Annotated in this window: 21 protein-coding genes; 12 read left to right on the forward strand and 9 right to left on the reverse strand. The window is 67.9% G+C overall.

Features of this window, described 5'->3' with window-relative positions; translation table 11 throughout:
* Positions 1 to 32: 32 nt before the first annotated feature.
* On the forward strand, positions 33 to 521 hold the full coding sequence (locus ACIRST_RS32245) for a hypothetical protein (RefSeq protein ID WP_402806625.1): 489 nt from the start codon (positions 33 to 35) through the stop codon (positions 519 to 521).
* A 448-nt stretch (positions 522 to 969) separates the two neighbouring features.
* Positions 970 to 2,730: a serine/threonine-protein kinase gene (locus ACIRST_RS32250; RefSeq protein WP_402806628.1), complete on the forward strand. Its 1,761-nt coding sequence runs from the start codon at positions 970 to 972 to the stop codon at positions 2,728 to 2,730.
* Between the two features lie 57 nt (positions 2,731 to 2,787).
* Here ACIRST_RS32250 and ACIRST_RS32255 read toward each other — a convergent pair whose 3' ends face one another.
* A complete protein-coding gene (locus tag ACIRST_RS32255; RefSeq protein WP_402806631.1) occupies positions 2,788 to 3,327 on the reverse strand; it encodes a transposase in 540 nt (179 codons plus the stop codon).
* 352 nt (positions 3,328 to 3,679) lie between these two features.
* Here ACIRST_RS32255 and ACIRST_RS32260 point away from each other — a divergent pair, with 352 nt between their 5' ends.
* Positions 3,680 to 4,213, forward strand: coding sequence for a YrhB domain-containing protein (locus ACIRST_RS32260; protein WP_402806633.1), 534 nt, complete (start codon positions 3,680 to 3,682; stop codon positions 4,211 to 4,213).
* 374 nt (positions 4,214 to 4,587) lie between these two features.
* Here ACIRST_RS32260 and ACIRST_RS32265 read toward each other — a convergent pair whose 3' ends face one another.
* Complete coding sequence (locus ACIRST_RS32265; protein WP_402806636.1) at positions 4,588 to 4,899, reverse strand: hypothetical protein; 312 nt, start codon at positions 4,897 to 4,899, stop codon at positions 4,588 to 4,590.
* Positions 4,900 to 5,355: 456 nt separating this feature from the next.
* Positions 5,356 to 6,246, reverse strand: coding sequence for a hypothetical protein (locus tag ACIRST_RS32270; RefSeq protein ID WP_402806639.1), 891 nt, complete (start codon positions 6,244 to 6,246; stop codon positions 5,356 to 5,358).
* A 541-nt stretch (positions 6,247 to 6,787) separates the two neighbouring features.
* Between ACIRST_RS32270 and ACIRST_RS32275 the strand changes: the two genes are divergently transcribed.
* A complete protein-coding gene (locus ACIRST_RS32275) occupies positions 6,788 to 7,210 on the forward strand; it encodes a hypothetical protein (protein WP_402806641.1) in 423 nt (140 codons plus the stop codon).
* A gap of 75 nt (positions 7,211 to 7,285) precedes the next feature.
* A complete protein-coding gene (locus ACIRST_RS32280; protein ID WP_402806643.1) occupies positions 7,286 to 7,441 on the forward strand; it encodes a hypothetical protein in 156 nt (51 codons plus the stop codon).
* A gap of 87 nt (positions 7,442 to 7,528) precedes the next feature.
* On the opposite strand, the gene ACIRST_RS32285 is transcribed toward ACIRST_RS32280, so the two are convergent.
* The gene (locus ACIRST_RS32285; protein WP_402806646.1) at positions 7,529 to 7,903 is read right to left on the reverse strand and encodes a hypothetical protein; all 375 of its coding nucleotides are present in this window, start codon (positions 7,901 to 7,903) and stop codon (positions 7,529 to 7,531) included.
* Positions 7,904 to 8,454: 551 nt separating this feature from the next.
* Here ACIRST_RS32285 and ACIRST_RS32290 point away from each other — a divergent pair.
* Genes ACIRST_RS32290 through ACIRST_RS32300 form a run of 3 tightly spaced genes read left to right on the forward strand, consistent with a single transcriptional unit; the run spans position 8,455 to position 10,770 of the window.
* Positions 8,455 to 8,757 carry a hypothetical protein gene (locus tag ACIRST_RS32290; protein WP_402806647.1) on the forward strand — a complete coding sequence of 101 codons (303 nt, stop codon included), beginning with the start codon at positions 8,455 to 8,457 and terminating at the stop codon, positions 8,755 to 8,757.
* Complete coding sequence (locus ACIRST_RS32295) at positions 8,757 to 9,533, forward strand: hypothetical protein (protein ID WP_402806650.1); 777 nt, start codon at positions 8,757 to 8,759, stop codon at positions 9,531 to 9,533. The genes ACIRST_RS32290 and ACIRST_RS32295 overlap by 1 nt, the downstream gene beginning before the upstream one ends.
* Positions 9,526 to 10,770 carry a HEAT repeat domain-containing protein gene (locus tag ACIRST_RS32300; RefSeq protein ID WP_402806652.1) on the forward strand — a complete coding sequence of 415 codons (1,245 nt, stop codon included), beginning with the start codon at positions 9,526 to 9,528 and terminating at the stop codon, positions 10,768 to 10,770. Before ACIRST_RS32295 ends, ACIRST_RS32300 begins: the two co-directional genes overlap by 8 nt.
* A 454-nt stretch (positions 10,771 to 11,224) precedes the next feature.
* Here the strand turns inward: ACIRST_RS32300 and ACIRST_RS32305 are convergent, their stop codons facing one another.
* From ACIRST_RS32305 to ACIRST_RS32325, 5 genes are all read right to left on the reverse strand, one after another.
* The gene (locus tag ACIRST_RS32305; protein ID WP_402806655.1) at positions 11,225 to 11,770 is read right to left on the reverse strand and encodes a hypothetical protein; all 546 of its coding nucleotides are present in this window, start codon (positions 11,768 to 11,770) and stop codon (positions 11,225 to 11,227) included.
* Positions 11,771 to 11,804: 34 nt separating this feature from the next.
* Entirely contained in the window at positions 11,805 to 13,130 is a 1,326-nt protein-coding gene (locus ACIRST_RS32310; RefSeq protein ID WP_402806658.1) for an IS701 family transposase, read from the reverse strand.
* Between the two features lie 56 nt (positions 13,131 to 13,186).
* Complete coding sequence (locus ACIRST_RS32315) at positions 13,187 to 13,435, reverse strand: hypothetical protein (protein ID WP_402806661.1); 249 nt, start codon at positions 13,433 to 13,435, stop codon at positions 13,187 to 13,189.
* Positions 13,436 to 13,614: 179 nt separating this feature from the next.
* Positions 13,615 to 13,926: a hypothetical protein gene (locus ACIRST_RS32320; protein ID WP_402806664.1), complete on the reverse strand. Its 312-nt coding sequence runs from the start codon at positions 13,924 to 13,926 to the stop codon at positions 13,615 to 13,617.
* A gap of 56 nt (positions 13,927 to 13,982) precedes the next feature.
* A complete protein-coding gene (locus ACIRST_RS32325; protein WP_402806667.1) occupies positions 13,983 to 14,168 on the reverse strand; it encodes a hypothetical protein in 186 nt (61 codons plus the stop codon).
* A 710-nt stretch (positions 14,169 to 14,878) separates the two neighbouring features.
* On the opposite strand from ACIRST_RS32325, the gene ACIRST_RS32330 reads away from it, so the two are divergent.
* From ACIRST_RS32330 to ACIRST_RS32345, 4 genes are all read left to right on the forward strand, one after another.
* Positions 14,879 to 16,078 (forward strand): IS701 family transposase, encoded by a 1,200-nt coding sequence (locus tag ACIRST_RS32330; RefSeq protein ID WP_402806747.1) that lies wholly within the window; start codon positions 14,879 to 14,881, stop codon positions 16,076 to 16,078.
* A gap of 181 nt (positions 16,079 to 16,259) precedes the next feature.
* Positions 16,260 to 16,799 (forward strand): winged helix-turn-helix domain-containing protein, encoded by a 540-nt coding sequence (locus ACIRST_RS32335; protein WP_350526862.1) that lies wholly within the window; start codon positions 16,260 to 16,262, stop codon positions 16,797 to 16,799.
* A complete protein-coding gene (locus ACIRST_RS32340; RefSeq protein WP_402806750.1) occupies positions 16,796 to 17,335 on the forward strand; it encodes a transposase in 540 nt (179 codons plus the stop codon). The genes ACIRST_RS32335 and ACIRST_RS32340 overlap by 4 nt, the downstream gene beginning before the upstream one ends.
* 101 nt (positions 17,336 to 17,436) lie before the next feature.
* A complete protein-coding gene (locus ACIRST_RS32345; RefSeq protein WP_402806669.1) occupies positions 17,437 to 17,931 on the forward strand; it encodes a hypothetical protein in 495 nt (164 codons plus the stop codon).
* Positions 17,932 to 18,200 lie beyond the last annotated feature (269 nt).

Genomic DNA, 18,200 nt, shown 5'->3' on the forward strand with positions numbered 1-18,200 from the left:
GCATTGACGGTGGCGGTTGGTACCACTTCTGTATGACAGACGACGAGATCATCGACAGGATCCGTGACCAGGCCCGGCCCGGAGGGCTGCCGGTGCCGGTGCCGGTGGAAGCCGTCGTCGGGCTCGAAGCCGCGGTGGGGCACCGAATGCCGCCGCTGCTCAGGCGGATCTACCTCGACGTCGCCGATGGCGGGTTCGGCGGCTGGGGCGCTGCCCTGTCCCTCACCGAGTACCGGGACGAACCGCCCATGCTGGAGGCGTATCTCGCGTGGCGCGAGGGCTACGGCGCGGCCTATCCGACGCCGGTAGTACCCCTGCTGACCTGGGGGTGTGCGGTCTGGTCGCTCATCGACTTCAGCACTCCCACGGGACGGATGTGGGGCTGGGACCCGAACGGCTCGTGCCTGCCTCACTCCCTCTTCCCCGAACCGTTCACCTTGTCCGAGCGGCTCACCGGCTGGCTGGAGGGCCGGGAGGACTTCCCGCAACCGCCTGTCCGAACCGGCTGCCCGGATTGCTGACGCGACCCGACTTGAGGTTGTGTCGGCATCGCGAGATGTCCTCGGGGCCGGTCCTGGCGGTTGTCCAGGTGCCCCGTGGGCGGGGGTGTCCCGGCCTCTCTTCCCTGACGGCGGTGCTTCGTGTGCGGGCTGATCTGTCTGGTTTCATCACGTGATGCGGAGGTGGTGAGCAGACGGCGGGGTCTGCGGACGTGGTGGCGGAGACCAGCGCTGTGGTTCTGAGGCTCGCCAGTGGCGTGCGGATGTGGGTGGGCGTCACAGGCTCAGCGGAGTCTGGCTGTGGCGCCCGGCCGTGCAGGACCAGGCCCTTGACCTTGTTGATATCGAGGGGCAGATGCGAGCATCAGAGCCATCCGGCCATCGGCACGAAGCCCGTGTCTGCCGTTCTCTGCGCGTGACCGAGAGGACGGGGTGGGGTCCTGCGTCCAGGCGGTATGGGGGAGGCTGCATGTCAAGGGCTGTGTTCGGATTTCCGGTGCTGCGGGCGGGAGATCCGGGGAGCTTTGGAGACTTTCGGCTGGTGGCGCGGCTGGGAGAGGGCGGGATGGGACAGGTCTTCCTCGCACTCTCTCCAGGCGGGCAGCCGGCGGCGGTGAAGGTCATCCGCGGCGAGTTCGCCGGCGACAGGGAGTTCAGCCTCAGATTCGCGCGGGAGGTGGCCGCGGCACAGAAGGTCCGCGGCGCCCACCTGGCGCCACTGCTGGACGCTGACCCGGAAGGTGAGCAACCGTGGCTGGCCACGGGTTATGTGGCCGGCCCGTCCCTGCGGGACCTCGCGACCAGCGACGGGCCGCTACCCACGGATCAGGTACTGCTGCTGGCCTGGGGCATCGCCCATGCTCTGGCCGACATCCACGCCGCTGGGGTGGTGCACCGGGACCTCAAGCCCGGCAACATCATGTTGGACGAGAGCGGCCCGAAGGTCATCGACTTCGGCATCGTCAAATCCCTCACCCAGTCCGCCACCTACAGGAGCAGCTCCACCCGGATCGGCACACCGCTGTACATGTCGCCCGAACAAGCACTTGGCCGCCCTGTCGGTCCATCGTCCGACGTGTTCGCCCTGGGCTCCACCCTCCACTTCCTGGCCACCGGCCGCGAGGCGTTCGCCGCAGAGAACGAATGGGCCGTCGCCCACCGCATCGTGGCCGACAATCCGGACCTGGCTGGCCTCGCGCAGCCGCTGCGCCGCCTGATCGCAGCCTGCCTCCACAAAGATCCCGAACAGCGCCCGACAGCCGAGCGCGTGTGGACGTGGTGCGAGACCGAACTCGGCGACACCCTCAGCCCGGGGGCCTGGATGGGCATCACCGGCGCCCGGGATGCGATCCGGCAACGCACCCAAGCGCTGCATGCCCTCTCTGCCCGAGTCGCGGAGGCTGCCGGAAGCGGTCACCCTGAAACGCACCCCCACACCGTCATGGACGCCGCCGGCGAGAAGCGCCCCGCGACAGTGCGTCCCGCGCCATCGGGCGATGTCGCAGGCAGCGCCACCGCGAGCGGGCCGAGGGCAGCACCGGAAGAGGCAGATCGTCGACCTGCCCCGGTCTCCGCCGAAATCGTCGTGACGAAGAGTCAGCAAGACGTGAAGGCGGCGCACGACCCGGGGCAAGCACGGCAAGCAGGACTCGCCTCGATCATGATGGGTGCGCTGGCCGTAGGCTCGGTACTCCTCGGCTTCGCAGGCAACTGGGCACCCGGCTCAGACGACCCCAGACCCATTGGCATTACCCTCGGCGTCATCTGCGGCCTCTTCAGCCTATTCACCGGTTATATCTCCTACTTGGGGCGTCGTCCCGGACCTGATGTGATCACGACTGATGCGAACGGGTTCACGATCCAACGTCAGCCGTACTGGAGGCTGCGGAAGCGGACCTCCTTCACGATCCACTGGGCCTCCGTCGAAGAGATCGAGGTCGTCGGTGGTAGGCCGCAAAAGAAGAACGGTGCACTCGTCCGCGACAAGCGCGGGCACCTCAAGGAGTACGGGTCGAAGACCGAACTGCGGGTCCTGTTCCTCCGCAGCCATGTGCCCTCTAAGGCTTGGCTCAAAGAGCATCGCGCCGCCGAAGCCAAGGAAGGCTGGTGGCGGATCTACGGTCCCTCCGAGACGGACCCTGCCGCAGTCGACGCCTGTGACCTCCGAGACGCGCTCGCCCTATTCGCGGGCAGCCGCTACAACGACCCGAACCAAGCGCCCAGTCCTTGAAAGCTTGGCGTTTTGCGACTGGAAGGTGGCATTGTTCGACTGATCTCTCCGGCTTGATCACGTGATGCCGAGGGTGGCGAGCGAGCGGCAGGGATCGCGGGCGTGATGACGGAGCCCGGCGGCGATGTTGTCGTGGCCGGCATGTCGCAGGGCGCCGATGGCGAGGTTGCGCAGGCTGGCCATCGCCCGGGGCGCGGAGCCGGTGCGCACGCGAGAGGCGTCCTCGGAGAACGTCGTGTCGCGCACGTGGTGGAGCCGGTTCTCGATACCCCAGTGGCCACGCACCCATGAGGCGAGCTCGGCGGGGGCGGCCTGGCGGGGTCGGAGGCTGGTCACGCCGAGCGCGGTGAGGACGGTCGGCGGCGCGTCGGCAACCCATTCCGAGATCGCCGCCAGGGACTTCGCACCCGCGAGGACGGCACAGGCGGCCAGTGCCAGGACGAAAGCCAGGGGATGGCGACGGCCGGCAGACCGACGTGGATCGGGTAGGGCGGCCAGACGCAGAAGCAGCCCGGCATGCGCACCGCAGACGGTTGGCAGTGCGGTGACGAGTTGGCTCAGGCCGACCGGGATCGGCGAAGAGGAGCCGGCAGGCACGGTCTTCCGTTGCGGGGTCAGGGCTTCGACATGTCATGATCACCCGGAAGTCGCGCCTGCTTCCGATCAGTTCCGGTCCTGCGAATGCAGGGGCCACACCGACGATCTGAACCAGCTTCAACCCGGACAGATTCTCTGAACGACTCGGCCCTGCTCGCCGAAGGCCCGCGCCTTTCCCCTGGATTTCATGGCCGGTGCCACGCCCGCGATGTACCGCGTTCTTCCGAAGGCTCGTGTGGTGCTGTGCCCCGCAGTTTCGGGAGGTTTGAATGTCTGAGAACGCCAATTGAGATCTCAGTGCACGACGCCAAGTGCTCGGATACCCAGTTGACCGGTGGTGAATGATGAGAGCGTGATCTCCGAGGAACGCGCCGTCGAGCTTGTCGAGTCCCAGCTGGCCAGGGAACAGCTGACGTGGGCAGGCCCAGTCACGGAGTGGGCGGTGTACCACGTGGAAGAGCACGCGGTCGGATGGCTCGTCTTCTGGAACACCGCGGAGTACGCCCGTACCCGCGATCTGCTCCACAACGCCGCCGGTGCCGGCCCGTACCTGGTGGATCGTCAGGACGGGAGCATCCATCACATCCCGACCACGACGTGGATGGCCGAAGACTGGGAGAAGCTCTACCTCCGGCAGATCAAGGGCATCAGACCGGCGGATCCACTGGCATCGTCCGTCCGCGGACTCGTGAGGTCCGCAGGGCTCGTGGCCGCGATGAGCCACCTGCGAAAGCAGGCTCCGCGGTTGAGTCTGCAGGAGGCCAAGGCCTTCGTCATGGCCGTTCGGGACGGTGCCGAGCCGCCGGACGAGTTGGTGCGCCGTGCGCAGGCCGAGGAGCAGTACCCACAGCTGGACATTGAGACGCTTGCCGGGCCGGCCCAGTAGCAATCCGCCTGAGGGGACGATGCCCCGGCCGTGCCGCTGGTCCTCGCCGGGTGAGCCGGCGAGGACCATCACGCCGATCACCGTCCAGCGGATCACGGTCTGCGAGTGGGCCTGGCTGGTCTCGTAGTCGCGGGTGAGTCGCCGGCAGGCGGTGATCCACGACAGCATTCGCTCGATGGCCCAGCGCTTTTGATTGGACCTGGAAGCCGTGCTGGTCGGTGTCTTGTGGACGATTTCCAGTCCCTGGCCGAGGATCTGGGTGGCGTTGTGAACGGCGGCGGTTCTTCCCAGGGTCGTGTCGGCGTAGTTCCCAGGTGCCGGCCTGGGTGGGCCCGCACCTGGGGGTCGTCCCTGTCCAGGCTGGGGGCCGTGGATCAGTTACTCGAATCGCGTCGGTCCAGGGCCGCCCTCAGCCGCTTCACCTCGGCGATCAGGCGGGGGACATCCTGGCGTGCGGCGGCGATGAAGTCGAAGTCCGCGTCCAGTTCAGGGTTGGGGCTCTTGACCTCCTGCCCTGCTGTGAAACGCCGGACGTAGAGTTCGTCGTCCCCCTCGGCGCCGGGGCGGATCTGGATGAAGCTCTCGCCTCCGATGCCGTGCCGACTCTCCGTCCATGCCACCCAGGGCCCGGGGGTGGCTGCGGCAGCACGTCGCTCGATCAGGGCCAGTTCGTCATCGGACAGCATGATCGGATCTCTGCCCGAGACCGGCCACGTGTCCAGAGTGGCGGGCTCAGGCTCGAAGAGCCCGCGCGCTTGCTCGCGATCGCAGGGCTGGTCCTGGCGATCCGGTTGGCGGCTCGTCGCTCGGATTCTTGGGGCGATTGTCGGGTCGGTAGCCGGGACCGTTCGTGATGACCTGATGGCTGGTGTTGATCAGGCGGTCCAAGAGCGGCTCTGCGACGACGCGGTCGGGGAAGCGGGGATACCGGTCGCTGGGTGCCCTGTTGCTGGTGATGATCAGCGAGCGTCCCTGGCGGGAGCACGGCCGTGCGGGCCTTCGCGAACCTGTTCTCGCCTCAGCGGCGACCCGTTGCAGCGGGATCCGGCCCTATGGGTGAGTTGTGGCTCCAGCACGAGTTCTGTGGCGGCTCACGTTGCGTGATTGTTGCTCTCCTTCGCTGCTCTGCCTCAGGAACCGGCCTACAGGCCGGCTCTGGCGAGGAGGGCTTCTGCCTCCTCGTGGGTGAGCGCAGGCGGGGCGGGGTCTGGTGAGGGGCACCTGTGGTTGCGGTGCGACAGCAGGAAGGCCTCGGCCGGGTCCTCCGTTGTCAGGGTGGCCGCGAGCCGCTCCCGCAGCACTGGGGGCGTGTCCGCGCGGCACGCGATCTCGTTGCGGACGAGAACGTCCGGATCCTCGGCCAGCAAGTCGCGAAGCGCTGCAGGGAGTTCGGGATGAGCGGCAACGGCACCGCGCACACGGGGATCTGGATCTCGGGCCAGTTCCGGGGACGGGGGCGAGCGCCTGGCGGCACCGACGCGTGTCAACGGATCGGCAAGGAGGGCAGGCAACAGATCAAGCGGAGGAAACCAGTGCGCGATGGCAGCCTGGCGGACACTCGGCTCGGTGTCCGTGAACAGTGCCCGGCGCACGGCCTGCGGGGCGTTGCGGCAGTGCTGGGGCAGCCACGACCGCACGATGGAGTCCGGGTCCTCGGCGAGACGGGTCATGAGTTCAGTCGGCAGGTGCTCGTTCATCGCCAGGAACGACCGCACCAATGGCTCCGGATCGTCGGCCAGACGAGCCAGCAGCCCTGGTGGCTCGTCGGTGGCGCTGGCGGCGGCCGCGCACCGAACCTCCGGCTCCGGATGTTCCGCCAGGCGGGACTTGATCGAGGCCGGCACCCAGCGGTTATCGGCGAGCGACCCCGCGGAGCCGAGTGCGATGATCTCCTCCATCTGTTCCTCGGTCAGGTCCCGACGCAGCCGTGCCGCTCTGCGGCGAGCCACCGGATGCCGGAGGAGGCGCCATACCAGGGGAGTGGGGAGGCCTTCTTGGACTGCCAGCGCGCCAAGTTCAGAGTCCAGATCCATGGACCGCATGGTAGGCCGACGACCGAATTGCCCACAGGGGGTGGCCAAGGTCTCGGATCTCCGCGGCCACACTCGGCAGTTGGGTTCCGCGTAGCCCATCCACGGGGACAGCCATGAAGATCAACGGCTACTCGGCGTGGGCGCTCCACGGGACTCGCGCCAGAACCCGCTCTCGTGAACAGAGCCACCCCTTGGGGAGGGCAGGAAGCTCCCAGTGCCTGTTCGACACGGCCCCACCGCAACAGGACATCGGCGCCCGCCCGCCCGCACCGCCGACTGCCGGCCGATGGCCGCAAACGGCCGGCTTCGGTCAGGAACCGGATACGGGTGCGGCCTGGGACCATATGCTTTGGCACGGGAATTCGATTCATGGTCTGCTTGTCGGAGATGATGACTTTGCTGATCACGGAAGGCCGTGGAAGTGCGATAATCCACACCAGTGCAACCGGTGCGAAAACCCGACCGGCGGCACCAAGGGTCGAGGTGTGCCCGCTCCGATGGACAGGTGGGATGGATAGTGAGTGAGTCCGTAGAATTTCGGATGCATGGCACCGAGGGTGGCATAGTAGGTCTCGAAGAACTACTCTCCCTGGTGCCGGGCAGTGAGTGGAGTTGGTTAATTCTCGAATTTGATGGAATTATGCTGGGACCTTCGGCTGGTTCGAGCTACGCCGAACTTCGGGAGAAGTTGAAATCTTCGCCGCAAGGCTGCGTCATGTCGTGGGCTCAGGTTCGGGAATTCGCATCTGGTGTCCGACAGTTCTTTGATCTGCTGCTTGTGGCAGCCAGAGATCGTCGCCAGCTTGATTCGGAACGGCTTGCGGCGGAGGATTATGCGGGACTCCCTCTGGTTCTGACTGCAAGTGACAGCACTTGGTGGACGGTGGAAGTCGACGACGAGACCGAAACAGAATGTGGCCTGGCGGAAAAAATCCGGATCCGCTATGGAGCGAAGGCGGAATAGAAACATGTGCCTGGTGAACTACTGAGCCAGTCGTCGCGGCCCGGTCAATGCCAGGTGGCTTCTCAGTTGCCACAAATGACGGCTTTCGAGGCGGCGATGAGTTTTTTCGAGCGCTCGGTCGGGACCCCGGCCGAGCGCTCGATGTTTACAGCTCAATGTAGGCAGTTCATGGGATGCACGGTGCTGGCCAACGTGTCGCGGCAACAGCTGGACGACTGTCAAGCTGACTGAGGTTCTGTCGAGGCTGACGGCAAGCTGGGTCGTATCGCGGAAACAACGGCTGCCCTAACTGATCGTTTCAGAATGAGAGCTGGGCGGTCATTCGTCGTCAAGCCGTTGTAGAACCTGTGTGAAGTCACCATCGTCGAGCAGGCCGGTCAGCACCTGCGTCATGTTGTCGATGCCGGGATCCCGGACGATGATGCCGTCGGAGCACCAGAAGTAGCGGCCGCCGAGGGCCTCGCCGGTGTGGGACCACCTGTCCATGATGCGTTCGACCTCGGCGAGCGTGAACACGGTCGCGCTCCAACGTGAGCCGTCCGCTGTCAGCCGGACCTCGACATCGACGTTGCAGATGCTGTCCAGGGGCTCGTCCGCGTCGGGCACGAACGACGCCTCGAAGCGATCCGTTCGGACGCGGTAGAAGGGACCGTCCCAACCCTGCTCCGCGGGTTCGCTGCCGGTGTTGGTCATTCGGGGAGTATGTCCGGCCAGCCCGAGCTGCTCAACTGGGTTCTCTGGCAAGCTTCAGCGTCGTGATCGCGAACCTTGTCCCCAACGAGCCGTGGGAGCGGATAGCCCTGTTGCCGCCGTCGTGGCCCTCGCGGCGGCACCGCCATCCGGGGCGTCTCCCTGTGCCGGACCGGGTCGCGTTGGCCGGCTACGTGCTGCGCAAGGTCGTCGCCTGGCCTGATGTGCCGAGTGCGGTGAGACGCCGCCAGCCCGGTGCCGCGCCGACGAGGACCTCGGGCGGCCGGGCGGGGTCGGATCGGCAGGAGCGCATCCACGCGGTGGTCGCGGACGGGCGCGCCCGGTGCCGGCTGCCGGCGAACAGGTTCGGCGAGCGCCACCGTCGCCGGATACGTGCTGGTCACGACAGTACGGATGCCCGCCCAGCTCCGCTCGTCGCAGACCTCAAACGCAGTCTCCGTGGACATTTCGGATCCTTTACGGCGGACATCTGATCTCCCTGAGTGGTGTGACAAGTAGTCACTCAGTCGGGTCCGTCAACGTAGGGTGGGCTGGTGCCAGCTGATCTCGGAGACTGCCCGAAGCCCAAGTCCATCGACGAGTGTGGGGATGTCCATGACGTCCTTGGGCACGTGCGGTTGCGACCTTCGATGTCAGTTCGCAATGGCTCGCTGGAAGAGCTGATGACGCTGCTCGACGGCCCGCTCGGGTGGACGGTCGTCGCGATCGGGGGGAACAGTGAGCGCGACGGTATCGCCGCGCGTGGCAGGAAGGCGGTCATCATGAGCTTGATCACCAGGGTGGGCATCGTCTGCACCTCCGGGCTGGTCTTCGCCGCGTACTCGATGGCGGCCTGATGGACCGCCATGACCGCGCCGCCCGCCGGGCACGCCTGCGCCTGATCGCTATGGGGGTGGCGGTGGGCGCCATCGTTGCCACCGGCGGTTTCGCGCTCGTCAACGGCCTGTCGCATGACGACAATCCGAAGCCCGGCGCGGCTCCTGCCTCGACCGTGCCGGTGAGCCCGGTGCCGGTGTCGTCGCCGAGTCCGTCGGCGACCAGGACGCTGACCCCGAACACGGCCAAGCCGGTGCACCTGAACAAGCCGACCGGGCAGAAGGACGGCGCCTCGATCGGATTCCCGCGCTACGGTTTCGGCGCGATGTCCGCCGCGGTCTACCACCTGGACGAGCTGTCGATGCTGGACGACGACATGGTCCGGCGTCAGCTGACGGTCATCACAGCCAAGGGCAGCGAGGACTCGATCGACAAGGCCGTGAGCGAGGTCCGAAAGCTCCGCGAGCAGGTGGGCCTGCCGCCCTCCGGCGGCACCCCGGCAGGGCTGACGATCACCACTACCGTGGACGCGGCGCAGGCCTGGGCGCTCAACAACGACGGCTCCGTGATCACCGTGTGGATGCACTACAGCCGCACCGCCACACTGCCCAAGGGCGGCCCGGACGACAACCCCCTCAAGGACCAGCTGGCCAACGTGATCCTGCAGTGGGAAGACGGCGACTGGAAGATCACCACGGATCCCAAATGGGTGGCCAAGAAGGGCGATCCAGTGCCCTACAACCCCGATTCGCCGGCGTCCGCGAAAGACGGATGGGGCGTGGTGATCCGTGACTGATCCGCTGATCGAGGCGGTGCGCGCCGGTCGCGCGCACATCGTGCGGGAAATCCTGTGGGCGGGGGCAGACCCGGAGACAACGGACGCTGACGGAGTTCCTGTGCTGTGCCTCGCCGTCCGCGCGTTCGACGGACACGTGGCGGACGCCCTGTTGGAAGCGGACGCCAACCCGCTGCGGCCGCTGCCTGACGGGAGCACACCACTGCGGCGGGCCATCACCTCCGGCAATGCCGGTCTCACCGCCAGCATGTTCATACATGCTGCGGACCGGCTCACCAAGGAGGAGCGGGCAGACCTCCTGACCTGTGCGCGGCACTGGTGCGAGATCGGCGCCGAATCCGGACTCCGCCATGCGACCGGTGCCACTGGTCCAGCCGAAAGCCGCAGGATCACGGACCGGTACAGCTTCACCGAGTACGACGTGATCACGCTCGGAGGGGTGAGCGTGTATGACGGTCACAGCGCCGTTCTCACCCGCCTGGAGGCGGGCTTCGGGGTGCGACGGTCGTTCGACGACCTGCTCGCCCGGGCAGTCATCCGCGCCGACGAGAGACACGCCGACTGGAGGGAGGCCACGGCCGTGCTCGCCGACCGGCTCGACGAGGAGACCTGGGAGGCGGCCATGGCGCTGCGCTCCGACCCCGATCCTTTGCGCCGGCTGTTCGCCGCGGACCTCGTGCGGCTTCTCACCGTCCGCGACCGTCCGATCCTCTCAGGGGTATGCCCGTTCGAGCCACGGGCGCTGGACGCCCTTCTCCCGTGGGCCGTCGAGGAGACGCACGCGGCGGTGCTCGCGGCGGTGCTGTGCGGATTGACCGAGCTCGACGACCCGAGGATCGAGGAGGTGGGGCTGGCTCACCGCGCGCACCCCGACCCGCGGGTTCGCATGCAGGTGCCATCGACACTGCGCAGGACGCGATACGCCTACACACACCCTGAGGCATTGGATGTGCTCGCCGCACTGGCACGCGACCCCGACGCCGGCGTTCGTGCGACCGTGTGCGAACAACTCTACGCATTCGAAGGCCGCGGCCCCGTCGTCGCCGACATCCTGGCCGCATTCCTCAACGAAGACGACCAGTTGGTCCGCATCAAGGCCGTCAGCGGCCTCGCCGACGCCGATGACCCCCGTTGTGTGGAGGGTGCTCGCCTGATCGGCCCGGTCGATCGGATGGAGTGGCCGGACACCTGGCTGCTGGATGCGGTGTCGCGCTACGAGCAGCGCCGTGACGGCTGAACCGGGCCACCCCGCTGCCTGACGCGGGCGCACTGCCGTTGATGTGCCTGTGCGTTGCTCGCCGCGGGCAATGGGATGCGGCACGCACCGTGGGTTCCGATCCTGCCAGGACCCCGAGACAGTTCATCCCGTGGGGGCCCGGCCTCTCACGGCCGGGCCGGGGACCCGGACCCTGTTCCGGGCTTTGTGCGTCGTGTCCGCTGCTCGCGCTCGGCCTGGACGTTCCGGCCGAAAGGTGTCCGGGGTGCGGACGGCCGCGTACCGCGCGGGACTTGGGGTCTGTTGCGGTGCCTGGGCGGGACCGGCCGGCCGCGTGGGGTGCGCTCCGGCCGCCCGGTGGGCGTGCGGTGCCCGCTTGCTGCTTCGCGGAGCTCTGTCTGGTGGTTGGGTCGCTCCGGTCGCTGCGCTGGGGTGACCTGTCAGAGTCGGGTTCGGCATCGGCGGGCAGGACGCTTCAGATCACGTCGAGGGCCATCCTGAAGCCCACGGGCCTCTCGATGATGAGTTCCGTTTGTGCCAGCAGGAAGCGGTTCAGATCTTCGAACACGACGCGGGCCGCCTGGAGGTCGGCCGCCAGATCATCGGTGCCGGCGCCATCCGTGATCGCGAGGAGGTGTTTGCGCATGCTTCCAGTCGTCTCTGCGATCACCGCTGCGTATGGTCGCTGATCATCTGAAGACGATGCTGTCGGCACGACGGCCAGCCCGCTTGCCGCGAGCCGGTGGAGTGAGGCCACCAGGACGGCTTCAAGGTTCCCGACTTCTTCATCGAATCGGCTGAAATCCACCGGTCTGCCTGCCTCGGCATCCTGCTGGATTCTCTCCATGGCGGTCAGCATGGCGTGATTGGCGGTCCGTGCGGCTGTGGCAATCTCCAACCCCACTTGCTTGACGAGCCGCTCTCGTTCCCGCTCCGCTTCGGCTCTCTCCGCAGCGACCACGGCGCTTTCCTGCTTATGCCTTGATCGTTGCAGCAGGCTTCCACCCGCGGCACCGATCACTGCGGCACCTAATACTCCAGTGCGACTTCGCGATCTACGTGCTTGAGGGGACGGAAAGTCGCCGCCGGTAGTGGCTGCGACGTGCCGAAGCTTGGTGGCTTCTACGCCAGTTCGACCAGTACAGGAGCGCACGCAGGGACGTGTCCGGAGGGCTGAACAATGCGCTGATCAGGCGGCGGACCTCCGCGACGGTAAGGTCGATCCGCTCTCCGCTTCGGGCGGGACGGTTCGGATCCGCAGGTCTGTTCGGCCGCGCGTCGTCGACGGCGACGGCCAGGAACGCGAGGGCGAGCATGGCCAGGGTGACGTGCCGGTGCCAGGCGGTCCAGTTCCGGACTTGGTAGTGGTCCAGGCCGACCTGGCCTTTGGCCGCCTGGAAGCATTCTTCGATGCACCAGCGGGCGCCAGCGACGCGCACGAGCTCGGACAGCGGCACGGTCCGGGGTGACCAGCACAGGTAGAAGGCGAGCTCGTCGGTCGTGGGGTTGCGGCGGATCAGCAGGTGGCGGTGGTCGCCGGTGCCGATGTGCACCCAGGCCCAGTCGTAGTAGCGGGGCCCCTTCGCCCCGGGGCCGGCGCTCTGCCGGTGCCAGGCAGAGTCGGGCAGACGGTCGGCGACCTGGTCTGTGCGGATCGCGGTGCGTCCCTGGTTGATCCGCACCCTGGTCGCGCAGGAGATCGCCAGCACGTAGCCGATCTCACGGGCCTCCAGTCCGGCCCGCAGGCCGGGGTCCTGGCCGTAGGCCTCGTCGCCAGTCACCCATGACGTGCTGATTCCGGCGTCCAGCGCCTGCTCGATCATCTGTAGGGCGAGGCGGGGTTTGGTCGTGAAGACGATGTCGTCGGGCACTCCGGCCTTGCGGCGTCGTTCAGCGTCCTGGCACCAGGTGTGTTCGGGCAGGTAGAGCCGACGGTCGATCAACGCTCGTCCCTTGCTGGAGGCGTAGGCGAGGAAGACGCCGACCTGGCTGTTCTCGATCCGTCCGGCGGTGCCGGTGTACTGCCGCTGGACGCCCGCCGAACTGCGGCCCTTCTTCAGAAATCCAGTCTCGTCCACGACCAGAACACCGTCACCGGCACCGAGGTGGTCCAAGACGTAGCGGCGGACCTCGTCGCGCACCGCGGCCACATCCCAGCGGGCAGTCCGCAGCAGCCGCTGCATCGGCCCCGGGCGGGCATGACCTGCGTGCTCCGCGAGCTGCCAGCAGTTCTTGCGCTCGGCACCGGACAGCAACCCGAGCAGATAGGCGCGGGCGGTGGCGCGAGGTTCCACCCGCCCGAACCGGCCCGCGATCCGGGCCACGGCCTGGTCGAACAACGCCCGCCATCGGGCAGGGTCTACGCTATGGCTCGCGGCCATCGCACGATCTTCAAGAGTCGACACAACCCTTGATCATCTCGCGGTGGCCGCACGCGTCAGGCGTCGTAGTGCTCGCCGTCGTCGCCCTGAACTCGCGCGTCCAGCACCTTCGCCACCTGGCACATCGTCGCGATCACCGCATCACTCGGGTTCTTGGACACGATCCGGCCGGCGGTCCACCACATCGGGACCATCGCGAGGCCGGGATCATCAGCGACCACCGCTTCCCATTCCGCCATGCTGATGTCCTGGCCTTCTTCAGCCCACCAGTTCACACGCCACGTGATGTGCACGTCGTAGCCCATGGTCAGCCAGGGTAGACCGGGAGGCCGACATGATCGCGAAGTCGCACTGGAGTACTAACCCGCCAATCAGCCCTATCACGGCCGTCATGTCCGTCATGGCTCGCATGATCCAGGTCTGCCTACTGTGCGGCAAGCCCCCTGTGGTGGCATCGCAGGTACACAAGAAAACTTGAGACTGCTCAAGGCTTGCTGAGGCCGGACACTCCTCGCCGCCCGGGCCATGCCGAGCACCAGCCCGGTGACGCCGAGCCGTTCGGCGGACCGGCACCTCCCGGGGCCCGGGGACGAGGGTGAGGCGGGCGCGGTGTGCCCGGCAGGTCGGTGCAGGCGCCGCAGGGCGTGTGGTTGGTCTTGAGGGAGTGGGTGACGTCGTTGAGCTGGTAGGAGCGCAGGTCGTGGATGGAACCGCCGTCGGCGCCGACGCAGACGTGGCGGCCGAAGTGGTTGTCCTTCTGGTAGACGCGGGCTGTGCGGCTGCTGTTGTTGATCACGGAGCTGCCAGCGGGTTCGCGTGCATCTACCCCGACATCGACTTCGCCGGACAGCCCTACGTCAAACGCGCCACCGACGGCAGCGTCCGCCACCTGCCCGACATCCGCGGCCGAGGGCATTCGATCTTGTCCCGCAGGTGTGCGGGGCGCGGCGTGGGCGGGTGCGGTGCCGGTGAGATCGCTGCCAGGGAGATGGTGGTGCCGGCGAGGGCGGTCATGGTGTGGGCGAGCAGGATGTTCATGGGCGGGATCCCTTCGGTCGGGGGGTCGTGGTGTTCGGTCAGCTGCTGGAACCCGATTGCGACGGGTGCGGACTCCGGCCTCAGTCCGCGTGTGGCAGCGCGGTGCCGGAGCCGGCCGGTGGCGGGACCGACAGCGGGGACGGGGACGGGGACGGCCGCGGGCCTGGCAGCCCGGGCTGACGGCTTCCGGCAGTCTGGCGGCTCACTCGCTGGGCCTGTCTTGCCGGGGCGCTCCTGCAACCGCGGCTGCGGCGGTTCACCCGCACGAGCGAGGCCACGGCTTCGGCCGTTGATTGCGGCGGCTGGCCGACCCGGTGGCCCGGCTGCCCGTGACGCTCATTCAGGTGGCCGATCGGCAGGGCTGGGGACGGCTCGCGCGGGCCAACGCGAAGCTGCGGCCGTGCCGTGGCTCGATCGGCAGGGAGGTGGGCTAAAAGCGAGAGCTGCGGGTGAAGGCCGGCCCGGACCGGCGGGAGTGCCCGAGGTGCGAGCGGGACCGCGCCGCGAAGAGCTCGGGCCTGCTGGTGCTGCCCCGCTCGGCCGCCGCGCCGCCCTGCCTCCCGCCCGCCGCCGTCCCGGCCGGGCCGCGCCCGCGAGGGCGCCCATCAGCAGGCGACAGCAAAGCTGACCACCTGGTGACAAGCTCTAATAGTGCTTTGTTAGGTGGCTTGTCACGTCGTGTGGTTGGTAGTTCTCTGGTCGTATGAGGGCTGGGGAGTTGGCGATGTGGCGGGGTCGGTTGGAGGAGTTCGCGGCGGAGGTTCGCGCCCTTGGCCCGCTGTGATCAGCGGGCCAAGGGCGGTTTATATCTGCGGGGGTTGTTGCTGGAGGGCCGGCGCAAGTCGATGCAGCCCATGGCCGAGCGGCTGGGCGTCGACCATCAGCGGTTGCAGCAGTTCATGACGTCCTCGACCTGGCCGGTCGAGGACGTGCGGGCCCGCCTGGCGCGGCGGGCCGTGCGGGCGGTGCGGCCGGAGGTGTGGGCCGTGGACGACACCGGCTTCCCCAAGGACGGCAAGGCCTCTCCCGGGGTTGCCCGGCAGTACTCGGGCACCCTGGGCAAGGTCGCCAACTGCCAGATCGGTGTCAGCGTCCACGCGGTCTCCGGCAACGCTTCCTGCCCGCTGTCGTGGCGCCTGTTCCTGCCCCAGGGCTGGGACGGACCCGAGGCCGCCGGTCGGCGGGCGGCCTGCCGGATCCCCGAGGACGAGCACCACCGGCCGAAGTGGCGTCTGGCGCTGGACATGCTCGACGAACTGGCCGGCGCGGGGCTGCGGCCCGCCGTGCTGGTCGCGGACACCGCCTACGGGGCGAACGCCGACTTCCGCCACGGTCTGGAGGAGCGCCAGGTGGCCTACGCGCTGCAGGCCAAGGGCGAGATGACCGCCTACGCCGAGGACGCCGAGCCGTATCAGCCGCCCTACGGCGGTCTGGGGCCGCGGCCGCTGCCGCGCTACCGGTGCCGGCCCGTGCCCTTGCGCGAGCACGTGCTGGCCGCCGGGCGCCGCTCCGGGCGGATCGTCACCTGGCGCAAGGGTTCCAAGGCGGCGATGAGTTCGCACTTCGTCCTGCTGCGGGTCCGCCTCGCCGGGCGGCGGCCCAAGCCCGCCGCCGACGGCACGATCCCGCTCACCTGGCTGATCGCCCAGTGGCCCGAGGGCGAGACGGAGCCGGTCAAGTACTGGATCTCGAACCTGCCCGCCGACATCCCTGCCAAGGACCTGATCCGGCTGGCGAAGTCACGCTGGCGGATCGAACACGACTACCGCGAGCTGAAGACCCGCCTGGGCCTGGACCACTTCGAGGGCCGTTCCTACATCGGCTGGCACCGCCACGTCACCCTCGTCAGCGCCGCCCACCTGTTCCTCACCGAACAGCGCGCCCTCCCAAAAGCCCTGGCCAGGGCCTGACCTTCAACCAGGCCCTGGACCTCCTCCAACACCTCATCGCCACCTGGACCGGAACCTGCCCCACATGCCGACAACCCATCCCGTGGCAGCCCTACGACACCACCTAACAAAGCACTACTACTGAGGTTTTCGTTCTGTTGTCGGTGGTGACAGGTAGTGACCCCTGCGGTATGCCAATGGTGTGCGGTATGCGCAGGGTGGGGGCCTGACCGATGAGCGGCGGGCGTTTCGTGAACAGGTGCGGCTGGATGCCGCTGCGCGGTTCGAGGCGGGTGAGCGGACCGCGGTGATCGCCCGGGAGCTGCGGGTCAGCGAGCGGTCGGTGGAACGCTGGAGACGGTCCTGGCGCGAGGGCGGCACCGCTGCCCTGCGGTCGTCGGGTCCGGCGAGCGTACCGAAGTTGTCGGTGGCCCAGTTCGCCGAGTTGGAAGCAGAGTTGGGCAAGGGGCCGGCCGCCCATGGGTTCGAGGACCAGCGCTGGACGCTGGTCCGGGTCCAGGCGGTGATCGGCCGCCGGTTCCGCATGACGCTGTCGATTGCGACGGTGTGGCGGTTGCTGAAGCGGCACGGCTGGTCCTGGCAGGCGCCGGCCCGCCGGGCTCTCGAGCGGGACGAGCGCGCGGTGGAGCTGTGGAAGCAGGAGGTGTGGCCGCGGGTAAAAGCATCGCGGCGGCGCTCGGAGCCTGGATCGTCTTCGAGGACGAGGCCGGGTTCGCGATGACGCCGCCGCGCGCCCGCACCTGGGGCCGGCGCGGACACACACCCGTGGTCCGGGTCCGAGGACGTTCCCGGCGCCGGATCTCGGTGGCCGCGCTGTGCTGCTACAAGCCCGGCGAGCAGAGCAGGGTGATCTACCGGCCCCGCTTCCACATGCCACTCAAGGGGGCCCGCAAGAGCTTCGCCTGGACCGACTATCGCGACCTCGCCGTACGGGCACACATCCAGCTCGGCGGCCCGATCGTCCTGGTCTGGGACAACCTCAACACTCACCTGGCCGTCGGCATGAAGCGATACGCGGCGGAGCACGACTGGCTCACCGTCTTCCAACTGCCCTCATACGCACCGGACCTCAATCCGGTCGAAGGCCTCTGGTCGCTCCTGCGGCGCGGCCCGACAGCGAACACCGCCTTCACCGATCCGGACCATCTCACCCGCACTCTGCGGCGAGGCCTGCGGCACATCCAACTTCGGCCCAACCTGATTGAGGGATGCCTGGCCGGCACCGGTCTCTCACTTACCCCACCGACTCCACCCTGAAAGCCTCAGTAAGTGCTGCATTCCAGCCGGATCAGTTGAGAACCAGACACTGCAGAACACTCCGAAGTGCGTCGGCAGCGGGGAGTGATAAACAGCGCGGTGTGGATGCTGCGTTGGCTGGACTACTTGGGACCACGGTTGGTGCTGTCGCAGGGCTTGCCGGAGCGTGGCTTGCCCAGCGTGCGCAGACACGGATGCAGCGAGAGGAGCGCGCCCATCAGGAGCAGGCGCGGTGGCTTGCCGACAAGAAGCCACTGTTTCGGGACCTGTTGGTGGTATTCCGTCAGTGGTGCGAGGCGCTGTTGAGCGAGAGGGCAAGCACAGAGGACCTCGCAAGTCTGCGCCGATCGGCACTGATGTGGTCAGCGGAGGCCTCTTTGATTGCCTCGCAGTCGGTACGACTGGCGCTCGACGAGGTGCAGGCGACCTTCTCAGCCGTTGAGGCCCAACTCCGCGACGGGCGCCTGTCTCTGGAAGAGACCGGCTGCGCAGCTCGGTTGGGAAACGGGTTGTCGGCGTTGGAGGATGAGATGCGGGCTGAGTTGAAAGAGATTCTGCGCGGCCCGCGTAGGGCAGAACCAGGTGAGCGCCCTTGACCTGCGCACAACTCCGAAACGGATGCGGGGCACCGACCACCCAGTACGGCGACCGGCGTCCCGCTTTCCGCAAGAAGTGAGGGCCGGCACACCGAGCCGACGCTGGCCGTCGAGGAGTCGGCTGACCGGGGGCGCCCCAGGGCCGCCAGCGGCTGTCCTGGATGCTGCCGGCGGTGGGGGTTGGGTCGGTCGGGTGCTGCGCTGGGTCGGCGACCGTCGTGCTGTCCGCCGTAGCCCGGCCCGGTCCAGTGTCCTGCGTTCCGCTTGCG

Origin of the sequence: Kitasatospora sp. NPDC101447 (genome assembly GCF_044767225.1) — a bacterium.
GTDB lineage: Bacteria > Actinomycetota > Actinomycetes > Streptomycetales > Streptomycetaceae > Kitasatospora.

Coding starts and splice junctions, on each gene's coding strand:
- ACIRST_RS32245 (WP_402806625.1), top strand. CDS start 33: ATGACAGACGACGAGATCATCGACAGGATCCGTGACCAGGCCCGGCCC.
- ACIRST_RS32250 (WP_402806628.1), top strand. CDS start 970: ATGTCAAGGGCTGTGTTCGGATTTCCGGTGCTGCGGGCGGGAGATCCG.
- ACIRST_RS32265 (WP_402806636.1), bottom strand. CDS start 4,899: ATGCTGTCCGATGACGAACTGGCCCTGATCGAGCGACGTGCTGCCGCA.
- ACIRST_RS32270 (WP_402806639.1), bottom strand. CDS start 6,246: ATGGATCTGGACTCTGAACTTGGCGCGCTGGCAGTCCAAGAAGGCCTC.
- ACIRST_RS32275 (WP_402806641.1), top strand. CDS start 6,788: ATGCATGGCACCGAGGGTGGCATAGTAGGTCTCGAAGAACTACTCTCC.
- ACIRST_RS32280 (WP_402806643.1), top strand. CDS start 7,286: ATGACGGCTTTCGAGGCGGCGATGAGTTTTTTCGAGCGCTCGGTCGGG.
- ACIRST_RS32285 (WP_402806646.1), bottom strand. CDS start 7,903: ATGACCAACACCGGCAGCGAACCCGCGGAGCAGGGTTGGGACGGTCCC.
- ACIRST_RS32295 (WP_402806650.1), top strand. CDS start 8,757: ATGGACCGCCATGACCGCGCCGCCCGCCGGGCACGCCTGCGCCTGATC.
- ACIRST_RS32310 (WP_402806658.1), bottom strand. CDS start 13,130: ATGGCCGCGAGCCATAGCGTAGACCCTGCCCGATGGCGGGCGTTGTTC.
- ACIRST_RS32315 (WP_402806661.1), bottom strand. CDS start 13,435: ATGGGCTACGACGTGCACATCACGTGGCGTGTGAACTGGTGGGCTGAA.
- ACIRST_RS32325 (WP_402806667.1), bottom strand. CDS start 14,168: ATGAACATCCTGCTCGCCCACACCATGACCGCCCTCGCCGGCACCACC.
- ACIRST_RS32340 (WP_402806750.1), top strand. CDS start 16,796: ATGACGCCGCCGCGCGCCCGCACCTGGGGCCGGCGCGGACACACACCC.